9 protein-coding genes are annotated in these 11657 nt (G+C 71.3%); 2 read left to right on the top strand and 7 right to left on the bottom strand.

Going from position 1 to position 11657, the window contains the following annotated elements; genetic code table 11:
- Window positions 1-113 precede the first annotated feature (113 nt).
- Both galE and ACIPC1_RS32445 read right to left on the bottom strand, forming a co-directional pair.
- Window positions 114-1133 carry a UDP-glucose 4-epimerase GalE gene (galE, locus tag ACIPC1_RS32450; RefSeq protein WP_402523452.1) on the bottom strand — a complete coding sequence of 340 codons (1020 nt, stop codon included), beginning with the start codon at window positions 1131-1133 and terminating at the stop codon, window positions 114-116.
- A gap of 111 nt (window positions 1134-1244) precedes the next feature.
- On the bottom strand, window positions 1245-2522 hold the full coding sequence (locus ACIPC1_RS32445) for a glycosyltransferase 87 family protein (protein ID WP_402523450.1): 1278 nt from the start codon (window positions 2520-2522) through the stop codon (window positions 1245-1247).
- Between the two features lie 93 nt (window positions 2523-2615).
- Here ACIPC1_RS32445 and ACIPC1_RS32440 point away from each other — a divergent pair, with 93 nt between their 5' ends.
- Window positions 2616-4181, top strand: a complete 1566-nt coding sequence (locus ACIPC1_RS32440) for a hypothetical protein (RefSeq protein ID WP_402523448.1) — start codon at window positions 2616-2618, stop codon at window positions 4179-4181.
- Here the strand turns inward: ACIPC1_RS32440 and ACIPC1_RS32435 are convergent.
- Window positions 4178-4717, bottom strand: coding sequence for a MarR family winged helix-turn-helix transcriptional regulator (locus tag ACIPC1_RS32435; protein ID WP_402523446.1), 540 nt, complete (start codon window positions 4715-4717; stop codon window positions 4178-4180). The genes ACIPC1_RS32440 and ACIPC1_RS32435 overlap by 4 nt on opposite strands.
- A 130-nt stretch (window positions 4718-4847) precedes the next feature.
- On the opposite strand from ACIPC1_RS32435, the gene ACIPC1_RS32430 reads away from it, so the two are divergent.
- On the top strand, window positions 4848-5261 hold the full coding sequence (locus ACIPC1_RS32430; protein ID WP_402523444.1) for an organic hydroperoxide resistance protein: 414 nt from the start codon (window positions 4848-4850) through the stop codon (window positions 5259-5261).
- Here ACIPC1_RS32430 and ACIPC1_RS32425 read toward each other — a convergent pair.
- The 4 genes from ACIPC1_RS32425 to ACIPC1_RS32410 all read right to left on the bottom strand — a co-directional run bounded on the left by ACIPC1_RS32425 (window position 5210) and on the right by ACIPC1_RS32410 (window position 11654).
- Window positions 5210-6817 (bottom strand): hypothetical protein, encoded by a 1608-nt coding sequence (locus ACIPC1_RS32425; RefSeq protein ID WP_402523441.1) that lies wholly within the window; start codon window positions 6815-6817, stop codon window positions 5210-5212. The genes ACIPC1_RS32430 and ACIPC1_RS32425 overlap by 52 nt on opposite strands.
- 199 nt (window positions 6818-7016) lie before the next feature.
- Window positions 7017-9284: a CDP-glycerol glycerophosphotransferase family protein gene (locus ACIPC1_RS32420; RefSeq protein WP_402523439.1), complete on the bottom strand. Its 2268-nt coding sequence runs from the start codon at window positions 9282-9284 to the stop codon at window positions 7017-7019.
- 133 nt (window positions 9285-9417) lie between these two features.
- On the bottom strand, window positions 9418-10299 hold the full coding sequence (locus ACIPC1_RS32415; protein ID WP_384392152.1) for a carbohydrate ABC transporter permease: 882 nt from the start codon (window positions 10297-10299) through the stop codon (window positions 9418-9420).
- Window positions 10296-11654 carry a carbohydrate ABC transporter permease gene (locus tag ACIPC1_RS32410; RefSeq protein ID WP_402523437.1) on the bottom strand — a complete coding sequence of 453 codons (1359 nt, stop codon included), beginning with the start codon at window positions 11652-11654 and terminating at the stop codon, window positions 10296-10298. The genes ACIPC1_RS32415 and ACIPC1_RS32410 overlap by 4 nt, the downstream gene beginning before the upstream one ends.
- Window positions 11655-11657 lie beyond the last annotated feature (3 nt).

Here is an 11657-nt window from a genome sequence, read left to right as displayed (position 1 = left end):
GTGGTACAAAAAGTGAGTCCGAGTATGCGTGCTCCGATTTCCCGCTGACCAACTCATGTCATGGGCGGGCCAGGCCGCTGTCGCGGCTGGCGTGCTACCGGGCTCCGGCAGGGTCAACTGCCGTGCGACGGGGCCGAAGTACCCCTGGACCACTGGTCCCGCGCCGCCCCCGGATGCAGCCGCACCCACCCCGCCCACGCCGACGTGATCATGTCCTGGACGCCGTACTTCGCCTTCCAGCCCAGTTCGACGGCGATGCGGTCGGCCGAGGCCACCACGCGGGCCGGGTCGCCGGGACGGCGGGGAGTGGTCACCGCAGGGCGGTCGTAGCCGGTGACCGTGTTGACGAGGTCGATCATCTCGCGGACCGAAACGCCTTCCCCGCGGCCGATGTTGAGGGTCAGGTCCTTGCCCGGCGACGCCACCAGGGCGCGGGCCGTGGCCACATGAGCCTCGGCGAGGTCCACCACGTGGATGTAGTCGCGGACACAGGTGCCGTCGGGGGTGGGGTAGTCGTCGCCGAAGATGCGCGGCGGCGCGTCCTCGGTGAGCTTCTCGAAGATCATGGGGACCAGGTTGAAGACGCCGACGTCCGCGAGTTCGGGCGTCGCCGCGCCCGCCACGTTGAAGTAACGGAGGGACGCGGTGGACAGGCCGGTGGCGCGGCCCGTCGCGCGGACCAGCCACTCGCCCGCCAGTTTCGTCTCGCCGTACGGGCTCATCGGCGCGCACGGCGTCTCCTCCGTCACCAGGTCCACATCCGGCATGCCGTACACCGCCGCCGAGGAGGAGAAGACGAAGGAGGTGACGGACGCGGCGGTCACCGCCTCCAGCAGCACCCGCAGGCCCTCGACGTTCTCCCGGTAGTAGTGCAGGGGGAGGGTCACCGACTCGCCGACCTGCTTCTTCGCCGCCAGGTGCACGACACCGGTGACGGAGTGCTCCCTGAGCGTGCGGGCCAGCAGTCCGGCGTCCAGCGTCGAGCCGACCACCAGCGGGACACCGGAGGGCACCCGCTCCTCGATACCCGTGGACAGGTCGTCGTAGACCACGGCCTGTTCGCCCGCGTCGAGCATCGCGCGGACGACGTGCGCCCCGATGTAACCGGCGCCGCCGGTGATCAGCCAGGTCATGTGCGGCCGTCCCCTCGTGAAGTGAGCTCGGTGGGCCCGGTGAGCTCGGTGGGCTGTGAACCCGTGGTCCTGCCCGTGTCCTGCGGTCGCGTATCAGTGAATCAGGCGCCTTCAGTGCCTGGCCCGGGAGGCGGCGGGAACGGGGAGCGGCATCCGGTGGGAAACGTCCGAGGCGGTCCCCTGGGGCACGACCGAGCCCGACCGCCACAGCCGCATGAAGGACAGTGCCGCGGCGGCCGCCAGCAGACCGTTGCGTACGAGCATCAGCAGGCAGCCCGTCAAGGTGCTGTGGATGACCTCCCCGTACATGGCGGGGTACACGACGGAGCTGACCGCCGTCGCCGCCACGATCAGTGCGGCCACCGGGCGCTGGGTGGTGTGCCGCGAGGTCAGGCACACGGCGGACAGGCCGAGCAGCCACACCATGTACTGAGGGCTGATCACCCGGCTCGTCACGGTGAAGAGCAGTACGGCGGCGAGGGCGGCGTCGTACGGAGTCGCCGCCGTCCAGTGCCGCGCGCGGACCCGCCACAGGAGCAGCAGTCCGAAGGAGGCGACGGTGAGGGCGAGCGAGGCGGCCGCGACGGCGGAGACGTAGGGCCCCACGAACTCCATCGCGCCGTACTGGTAGCGGGCGGTGCCCGGCCACCCGGCGTGGCGCGCGAAGCCGAGGACCGTGCCGCCGAGTGACTCGATCTGCACGCCCCGGCCGCCCTGCTGACGCAGGAAGTCGAAGGGGTTGCTGAATGCGGCGACCAGCAGCAGGAGCATGGCGGCCGCCGTGACCACCGCCGACGTCCAGGCCTGCCGTGTCGTACGGCCCTTCGGCGTGCCGATGAGCACCAGCGCGGGCCAGACCTTCACCAGTGCGCCCAGCGCGGCGAACGCACCGCACGCGCGCGTGGAGCGCGACAACGTCAACAGGGAGATGACGGCGAACGCCGTGACCTGGACGTCGTAGCGAACGAGTGGGAGGTGCAGGAGGAGGGGGAGCGCCGCAATCCACAGGGCCGCGCCGGCCAGCGTGCGGCCGGGGCGGGTTCCCGCGCAGGTGAGGGCGATCATGATCACGGCGTCCGTGGCGAGGGTGAGCGCCACGAAGGCCGTGAAGTACGTCAGGGTCGGCAGCAGTGCCGGCGCGAGCAGTACGGGACCGGCGCCCGGCGGGTACTGCCACAGCCGGTCGTCCGCCGGAAAGCTGCCGTGGGACAGCACGCCGTACCAGCGGAAATAGAGGCTGCTGACCTCGCGTGAGACCCCGCCCCGGCCGAGCAGGCGGAGGTGGTCGTGGGCGAGCAGCCACAGCATCAGCGCCCGGGTGGCGAGCCACCCGGCGGCGAGGAGGAGCGGGCGGCGGTGTTTCGGCGAGGTGCTCATCAAGGTGCTCATCAAGGCCGGATGGTAAGCCGCATGGATGGGTCAAAAGGGCTGATACGCCGTCAATACCTCTCAAAGGTTGTTTAATCGCACAAGATCTTGCTCATGGTGAGCTCGTGGGTGAGGCGGTCGGGGGTCGGACGTACCGAGGTCGTGGCCGTGCTGGTGCCCGTGGCCGTCATGTTCGCGATCGGGCTCTGGGGCCTGGACCGCGGCGGTATGTGGCGCGACGAGGCCGTCACCTTCCAGGTCGCGCGGCGCTCGGTCCCGCAGATCTGGCAGCTGCTGCACAGCGTGGACGCGGTGCACGGCCTCTACTACCTCCTCATGCACGTCGTCCTCGCCCCGCACCCCGGCGAGGTCGCCCTCCGGCTCCCCTCGGTCTGCGGGGCCGCCGCGACCGCGGGCCTCGTCGCCGCCCTCGGCGTCCGCCTTGGCTGCCCGCGGGTCGGCCTGTGGGCGGGTCTGCTGTACGCCGTCACGCCCATGGCCGGGCACTTCGCGCAGGAGGGACGGTCCTACGCGCTGGTCGCGGCCGGTGTCGCGGGCGCGACGCTGCTGCTGGTGAGGGCGGTGCGGACGGGAGCCTGGTGGGCGTACGGCGGGACGGTCGCCGTCACCTGCCTGCTGCACGAGTTCGCGGTGCTGGTGCTGCTCGCGCACGCGGTGACCCTGGCGCTCACGCGGGTGCCGCGGCGGGTGTGGCGGGGGTGGGCGCGGGCGGCCGGCGCCGCGGTGCTGGTGCTGCTGCCGCTCGCCGTCGTCTCCAAGGGGCAGTCCGCGCAGGTCGCGTGGCTGTCGGCGCCCGGGCTCGACAGCGTGGACCATCTGCTGCGGGCGTTCGCGGGACCGGAGTTGATGGTCCACGTGCCCTACCTTGCCCTCATCGCGCTGGCTCTGAGTTTCCCGCCCGCGCGGCAGGGAGCGTGGCAGGGCGAGCGGCGCGGGGCACGGCAGGGCGAGCGGCGCGGCGAGCTCACGCTCCGGGCGGTCGCCCTGCCCCTGATGGTCGTCCCGCCCGCGGTACTGATGACCGTGTCCCGCTTCTCGCCGCTGTACGACGAGCGCTATGTGCTGTACGCCCTCGCCGGGGCCCCGCTGCTGGCCGCGGCCGGAGCCGAACGCCTGGTGCAGCTGGCGCCGAGACTGGCCGTCAGCACCCTCACCGGCACCCTCACCGGCGTCTTCGCCGTCGCCCTCGTCTTCGTCTGGCAGCTCCCCGTCCTCCGCCAGGACCGCACCCCCGATCGCCGCCCCGACAACCTCGCCGTCGTCTCCGCCCTCGCCGGGCGGGAACTGCGGCCCGGGGACCCCGTGCTGTTCCTGCCGTCGATCGTGCGGCGCTCGGCGCTGGCGTATCCGAAGGGCTTCCGCGGGGTGCGGGACATCGCGCTCAGGAAGCCCGGGCCGGTGTCCGGGACCTTGTACGGGCAGGAGACGGACCCGGGAGAGCTGCGGCGACGGCTCGCCCGCCTCGACCGGGTGTGGGTGGTCGCGGAGCCGTTCGCGCTGCGGCCGTCCTGGTATCCGGGCAGCGCCACCGAGCGGGTCAAACTGACCGTGGTCGGGGAGGAGTTCGTGCCGCGCGAGGAGGTCGCGCGCAAGGGCGTGACCCTGCGGCTGTACGTGCGCCGGCCGGCGAATCCGGTCATGGCCCGGGCGGCCGACTAAAGCGCGTGGCTACCCGCGGTCTCCTCCAGTGCCGCCGAGTCCAAGGCCGCCGAGTCCAGGGCCGCCGTCAGGTGGTCGAGGCGGGTTCGCAGCTCATGGATCTCCTCCAGGCTCGCGCCCGTCGCGGCGGCGATCCGGCGCGGCACGACCAGTGCGCGCTCGCGCAGGGCGACGCCCTCGTCGGTGAGGTGGACGTGCACGGAACGCTCGTCGCGGACGCTGCGCTCACGTCGTACCAGACCCGCCGCCTCCAGCCGCTTCAGCAGCGGCGACAGTGTCCCGGAGTCGAGCCGCAGGTGCTCGCCGAGCTTCTTCACGGGCAGTTCGCCGTGTTCCCACAGCACCAGCATCACCAGGTACTGGGGATAGGTGAGCCCGAGGTCCTTGAGGAGCACGCGGTAGACGGCGCCGAAGGCGCGCGACGCGGCGTTCAGGGAGAAGCAGATCTGGTTGTCGAGACGCAGGAAGTCCCCGTCGGCCGGGCCCTGGGGTCTCGGGGACGGCGGACTCGGGGTCGGCGTCGGGGTGGCGGTCATGGGTCCAGGATAGCAAGCTGCCCACCATTCAGTTGTGCGCAATTGAATTGCGTGCTCTAATTGGTGCTGTGAGGCGGCCGGACCGGCCGCCCGGGCAAGACATTGAATCGACCTGAGAGGGATGGTCCCCATGGACGCGCTCTACACCGCCGTTGCCACCGCCACCCACGGCCGCGACGGCCGTGCCGTCAGCTCCGACGGCAAGCTCGACCTCCAGCTCGGCATTCCGGTGGAGATGGGCGGCAACGGCCAGGGCACCAACCCCGAGCAGCTCTTCGCCGCCGGTTACGCCGCCTGTTTCGCCAGCGCCCTCGCCGTCGTCGGCCGCATCGCGAAGGTCGACGTCTCCGAGGCCGCCGTGACCGGTGAGGTCGGCATCGGCAAGCAGGGCGAGGGCTTCGCTCTGAAGGTCACGCTCCGCATCGAGCTGCCCGAGACCCTGGACGAGGCCACCGGCCGCAAGCTGGTCGAGCAGGCCCACCAGGTCTGCCCCTACTCCAACGCGACCCGCGGCAACATCCCGGTCGATCTCGTCATCGAGTAGTCCCCGACCCGCGCCAGCACCTCGCCCGTCTCGCGGCTCCACGCCACCACCACCGCCTCCTCGGGCACCCGCTGCCGGGGCGTCAGCAGCAGCCACCGCACGTGATAGCGGTGCGCCACGGCGGTGCGTGAGGCGCGGGTCGAGGACGGCGCGAGGTAGGCGCGGACCGCCGCGAGCCGCCGTTGCCGTTCCGCCTCGTCGAGGGCGGGGTCGGGCAGGGCGGGCGCGGCGAGGTCCACTCCGTGGCCCGGGATCAGCCGGACCGCGTAGTACCCGTCCGCGATGACCGCCTCGCCGGGCCGGATGTACCGCGCCGCCCAGGCGTACGTCGGCCAGCGCGGCGGCTGCGCGAAGCCGACCGGGTCCAGCGAACGCGGTACGAGGGCCCCGGCCTGCGCGGTCAGCAGGCCGACGCACGCCCCCGTGGCCGCCACCGCCCCGAGCCCGCGCCGCCAGAGCGGCCAGGGCCGCGGCGCCGCAAGCTCCACCGCGAGTGCGAACTGCGGCGCCACCAGCGTCAGCCCCAGGATCCCGCCGACCGCGTGGTGCCCGCCGACCCAGCCGTACGCCACCGCCGCGCAGTCCAGCGCGAACATCAGCACGAGCGGATCCCGTGCCGACCGCCGTGCCCGCAGCCACAGCGCGGGCACCCCGGTCAGCGCCAGCCAGAAGTGGCCCGGCATCCCCGCGTACCACGCGTCCGAGGCGCTGTGTCCGCTTGCCGCGCGGGCATCGAAGTACGGCCAGCAGTACGCCACCAGCAGCGCCGTCATCCCTGACAGCGCCCAGCGGCCCACGACGGCGGCCCGCCACCGGCGCTGCCATCCCGCGACGAGGGCCACCGCGCCGAGCACCGCCGCGAGGGCCGTGACCGGGTGCACGAGCAGGATCAGCCCGTACAGGGCGCCGGCTCCCGCGTACCCGGAGAAGCTCCGCAGCCCGCTCGGTCCGACGTACCGGACCCGGCCACCGCCCCCGCTGCCCCCACGCGCGCGCGTAGCCGTCAACGCCCAGGCCCAGAAGGTCAGTCCGATGGCGAACGTCGACGGATCGCCGAGGTTCCCCGTCATCGGCAGCAGCCCGAGGAAGCCGCTCCACGACGCGCTCTCGGTACCCCACAGGAGGGTCGTCGCGATGAGCGCCAGCACGGGCGCCCAGGGCCTGCGCGGCGCCAGGACGCGCACGAAGCGCGCGATGCCGGTCAGCAGGACCAGCAGGTTCAGCGGTCCGGCCAGCCGTACGACCTCCCAGCCGCCCAGACCCGTCAGCCGGGCGAAGACTCCCTGCGCGAGGGCGTACGGCGAGTAGTACGGGCTGCCCGCCCCGGGCAGGTCCGCCGTCGGGTGGCGGGGGTGCAGGAGACTCGCCCTGAGCCGTTCGACGACCGCCGCGTGCTGGCCGGCGTCGCAGCACAGCGGGACGCGCCAGTACGCGAGCGACATCACCAGCCAGAACAGACCGCCGAAGACCTGGTACGGGGTCGGGCGCCAGGAGGCACCCCCGCGCAGGGCGGTGGCGCCCCGTACGGCCCGCCGCAGGAGGACGTCGGCGCTCACCGGGTGGCGGGGCGGGGCTGGGCGACGGCTTGGGGCATTTGTCATACGTCCCCGCAGTCGTCAAGTACCTAGCCGGACGTCACCTCATCGAGTGATGTCGGCTGCCCCGGTCGGTGTGCACACGGCCGGGGCGTCCGGCCGGTCTCCAGGTGACGGGGCGACTGGGCGTGGGCCTGCTGGAAGACATCGGCGATCCGGTTCAGAGGTTCTCGGACACGGGGACGGACACCGGCCCGGCGGGCCGTGGCACGGTGGCCAGGGGCGTGCGCGGGTGGGCCGCGGCGGCCGACGGGACGGGATGCCGTTCGGGCAGTGGCACGACCGGTGTCTCGCCTTCCCCGAGCACGACCCGGCGTACGACTCGCTCGGCGGCACGCCCGTCGTCGTACGGGCAGAAGCGCTCACGGAACGCGGCCCGCAGCTGGGTGGAACGCGAACCGCGCCAGTGTCCCGTCGCGAAGATGTCGATCAGCTCGTCCTCGCTGCGGGCCACCGCGCCCGGCGGGAAGCCGCGCAGGTCGAAGTAGGTGCCGCGGGCGGCCTCGTACGCCTCCCAGTCGTCGGCGTGGACGACGATCGGGCGGTCGAGGCCCGCGTAGTCGAACATCAGCGCCGAGTAGTCGGTGACCAGCGCGTCCGAGGCGAGGCACAGGGCTTCGATGCTCGGATGGTCGGAGACGTCGATGAGCCGGCCGCCCGAAGCCTGGGTGAGCGGGGCGTCGTAGGAGTGATGGGCGCGGGTCAACACCACGAAGCGCGGGCCGAGTTGGCGCAGGACGCGCTCCAGGTCGAGGGTGTGGCGCTGGGTGCGGCGGTAGTCGCGGTACGTCGGCGCGTACAGGACGGCGACCGTGCCCTCGGGGATGCCGAGCGACTCGCGCAGCCGGGTCACGTCCGCCGAAGTCGCCTGCTGGAACACGTCGTTGCGCGGGAGGCCGTACTCCAGCGTCGTGTACGAGGCCGGGAACACGCGCTCCCAGATCAGGGTGGAGTGGCGGTTGGCGGACAGGCAGTAGTCCCACTTGTCGGCGCCCCGCAGCAGCTCGGCGAAGTCGGTGTCGCGGGCTGCCGCCGGACGGTCCTGGAGGTCCAGGCCCATGTACTTGAGCGGGGTGCCGTGCTGCGTCTGGATCATGACCTGGCCGGGGCGCTTGACCAGCCTGTCGTCGAAGTCGACGTTGTTCACCAGGTACTTGGAGCGTGCAAGCGCCGTCCAGTACGCGGCCGAACCGGGGCGGATCCTGCGCGTCGCGGCCGGGATCGTGTGGTGGTGCTCGGGGCGCGCGATCCACGTGGTGCGGATGTGCGGCGCCAGGGCGCGGAAGGCGGATTCCAGGGCGCCCGGGTTGCAGCCGTGTCCGCGGCCACGGTGACTGGAGAAGACGGCGCGGTCGGCGCGCAGGGGGAGGCGGCGCTGGATGCGGTAGTGGAGGCGGAGGGCGGTGCCGTGTGCCGCGCGGAGTGCCTTTGAACCGATCTTCAGGAAACGCCTGTTGAGGCTCGAAGCCAGCGAGAGCAGCCGGTACGTGCGGTGGGTGCCGAAGCGGACCAGGACATGCCGCGCGCGGGCGCCGACGCGGGCCTGGGCGCCCGGTGTGCGGTAACGGCGGTAGTGGGCACGGGAGTTGCGCAGGAATTCGGCGCGGGAGCCGCGCGGCAGCCGGTCGTGCCTGACGAACACCGCGGAGAGATGGTCGACCATGCGGCGGAACAGGACCGGGCGCCAGCGGGCCAGCTCCGGGTGCGAGTCGAGGTACGCGAAGAGGCGGTCGTACTGCTCGAAGATGTCGAAGTGTCCGGCGCTGCTCGTGGTGAGGACGCCGGTCCGGCGGCGCCTGCGGTGGTGGACGCAGACCCGGTCGAGGGTGGTGATCGTCTTCGCGGACATCAGCACCGGATACGTCCAGGGCGTGTCCGTGCAGTGGCCGGGCGGGAAGGTGAGGCCCGTGCGCTCGACGAACTCCCGGCGGTACGCCTTGTTCCACGCCACCGGCAGGGCCGAGAGCAGCCCCGGCCGGTCGTCCAGCCGGAAGGGGGCCGGGCCCTCCTCCGTGAGCTGCTGGGCGAGTTGGCTGCGGACGGTCTCGCCCGACCAGTCCGTGCGCGCGAAGTCGTAGACCAGGACGTCCGGTTCGGACGTCTCCTTCAGACGGTCCGCGATCGTGCGCAGAGCGTCCGGAGTGAGGGTGTCGTCGCCGTCCAGGAAGATCAGGTAGTCGCCCCTCGCGTGCTTCAGGCCCGCGTTGCGGGCGCGGCCACGGCCCACGTTCTCCGGCAGATGGACGGGGCGTACGCGGGCGTCGCGGGCCGCGAACTCGTCGATGAGCGCGCCGCAGGCGTCGGGCGAGCAGTCGTCCACCGCGATCAGTTCGAGGTCCGGGTGGGACTGTCCGAGGACGGATTCCAGGCATTGGCTCACGTACGCCTGAACCTTGTATGCGGGGACGATGACACTGAACCTGGGCAAGGCACATCCATGGGTCGGCGCGGCATTACGCCCGGGAACGGCCGAAGAGGTGACCTGGTTACGCCAGTTGCGGCATCCGGGGGAATCCCGGGTGCCGCAACTCGGAGCATCCGCCGACTCGGAGAACCTCCCGCTACTTCACCGCGCCCGCCATCACCCCCGACACGAACTGTCGCTGGAACGCGAAGAACACGGCCAGCGGGATCACCATCGAGATGAAGGCGCCCGGTGCCAGGATCTCGATGTTGCTGCCGAACTGCCGTACCTGCTGTTGCAGGGCGACCGTCAGCGGCTGCGAGTTCGAGTCCGAGAACACCAGGGCGACCAGCATGTCGTTCCACACCCACAGGAACTGGAAGATCCCGAGGGACGCGATCGCGGGCGCGCCCAGCGGAAGGACGACGGTCGCGAAGAGCCGGGCCTCGCCAGCGCCGTCCAGGCGTGCCGCCTCCAGGAGTTCACGCGGGATCTCCGCGAAGAAGTTGCGCAGGAGGAAGATCGCGAAAGGGAGTCCGAAGCCCACGTGGAAGAGGACGACACCGATGATGTCGCCGAAGATCCCGATCTTTCCGAAGAGGCTGGAGAGCGGGATCAGGGCCACCTGCACGGGTACGACGAGCAGCGCCACCACCGCCATGAACCACCAGTCGCGCCCCTTGAAGTCCATCCACGCGAAGGCGTATCCGGCCATCGCGCCGATGATGACCACCAGCAGGGTCGCCGGGACCGTGATGTAGATGGTGTTGAAGAGGGCGCTGGTGACGTCGCCGTTCTCCAGGAGCGACTGGTAGCTCTTGGTGGTCAGCTGGGCGGGCGCCGAGAAGACCTTCCACCAGCCCGACGCGGCGATGTCCGTCGGGTCGCGGAACGAGGAGACCAGCAGGCCGAAGGCGGGCACCAGCCAGAACAGCGCGACCATGAACAGGAAGACGCGCAGTGCTCCGCCGGCCGCGCCGCTCGCCACCCGGGCGGCGAGGGAGCGCTTGGCGCGTACGGACGTGTCGAGTGCGGTCACCGCTGACGCTCCTTCCTGAGACGGCGGAGGTTGACGTACATCATCGGCAGTACGAGCAGCAGCAGGATGACGCCGATCGCGCTGCCCACGCCGTAGTTGCCGCCGCCGCCGAAGGAGGACTGGAACAGTTGCAGGGCGAGCACGTTGGCGTCGTCCTGACTGGGCTGCGGCGCGATGATGTAGATCAGGTCGAAGATCTTCATCACGTTGATCATCAGCGTGACCAGGACGACGATCAGGACCGGTGCGAGAAGGGGAACGGTGACCCTTCTGAACACCTGCCACTCGTTCGCGCCGTCGACTCGTGCCGCTTCGAGGAGGTTGCGGTCGACCCCCGCGAGTCCCGCCGCGATCAGCACCATCGCGAAGCCCGCCCACATCCAGACGTACGACAGGATGATGGACGGTGTCACGAGCGTCGGGCCGAGCCAGTCGACGCCGTTGTAGGGGGCGGCGAAGTTCGAGCCGGGGAGCCGGAGTTGGGCCCCGTCGGCCTCCTTGGGGAGGGTGAAGGTGCCGTCGGCGCCCGTGGTCGCGGAGGCGACGGTCCTGCCGTCCTTCACCGCCTCGACCTTGACGCCCTTCAGGGCCTTCTCACCCGGGTCGATCCTGCCCTTCTCACCGCCGCCACCGAGCTTGAAGTCCAGCCAGACCGTGCCGGTGATTTCGTTGTTGGTTGTCGGCGTCCTGGCGTCCTCGGGGGTGCCGGGGAGCTTGTTCGGTGCGATGCCGACGAGCGGGAGCAGGGCCGGAGAGCCCGCCCGGACGGTGCCCGTACTCGTGAAGGAACCGCCGCCGGACGCCTTCAGGTCGCTCACCTGGGCGTTCGGTCTCGCCTTCGGATAGACCGAGGAGTCGACGAAGGCGTCGTGCACCGAGGTGACGATCGCGTTGGCGACACCCTGGTCCGGGTCCTGCTCGTACACCAGCCGGAAGATGATGCCCGCGGCGAGCATCGAGATCGCCATCGGCATGAAGACGATCAGCTTGAACGCCGTACCCCAGCGCACCCGTTCGGTCAGCACGGCGAAGATCAGGCCGAGGACCGTGACCACCGCCGGGGCGACCGCGACCCAGATCGCGGTGTTCCGCACCGCGGTGAGCGTCGAGTCGGTGGTGAAAATGTCGATGTAGTTGTCCAGGCCGACGAAGCCCGAACCGCCGGCGTCGTAGAGACTCCGCCAGACCGAGTACCCGATCGGGTAGACCACGAGCGCGCCGAGCAGGAGCAGCGCGGGCAGCAGAAACAGCACCGCCACCCACAGCCTGGTCCCGGTCACGCTCTTGCGCGTTTTCCCGGCGGGGGGCACCGGCAGTTCGCCGGCACCGCCCGCCTTCAGCGTCGAAGACGACATCCC

The sequence above is a fragment of the Streptomyces sp. NPDC087263 genome (assembly GCF_044744645.1).
Taxonomy (GTDB): Bacteria; Actinomycetota; Actinomycetes; order Streptomycetales; family Streptomycetaceae; genus Streptomyces.
Note: the sequence above shows the minus strand (reverse complement) of the source record. Positions and strands in the feature narration are given on the sequence as shown.

Coding starts and splice junctions, on each gene's coding strand:
- galE (WP_402523452.1), bottom strand. CDS start 1,133: ATGACCTGGCTGATCACCGGCGGCGCCGGTTACATCGGGGCGCACGTC.
- ACIPC1_RS32445 (WP_402523450.1), bottom strand. CDS start 2,522: ATGAGCACCTTGATGAGCACCTCGCCGAAACACCGCCGCCCGCTCCTC.
- ACIPC1_RS32410 (WP_402523437.1), bottom strand. CDS start 11,654: ATGTCGTCTTCGACGCTGAAGGCGGGCGGTGCCGGCGAACTGCCGGTG.
- ACIPC1_RS32430 (WP_402523444.1), top strand. CDS start 4,848: ATGGACGCGCTCTACACCGCCGTTGCCACCGCCACCCACGGCCGCGAC.
- ACIPC1_RS32435 (WP_402523446.1), bottom strand. CDS start 4,717: ATGACCGCCACCCCGACGCCGACCCCGAGTCCGCCGTCCCCGAGACCC.
- ACIPC1_RS32440 (WP_402523448.1), top strand. CDS start 2,616: ATGGTGAGCTCGTGGGTGAGGCGGTCGGGGGTCGGACGTACCGAGGTC.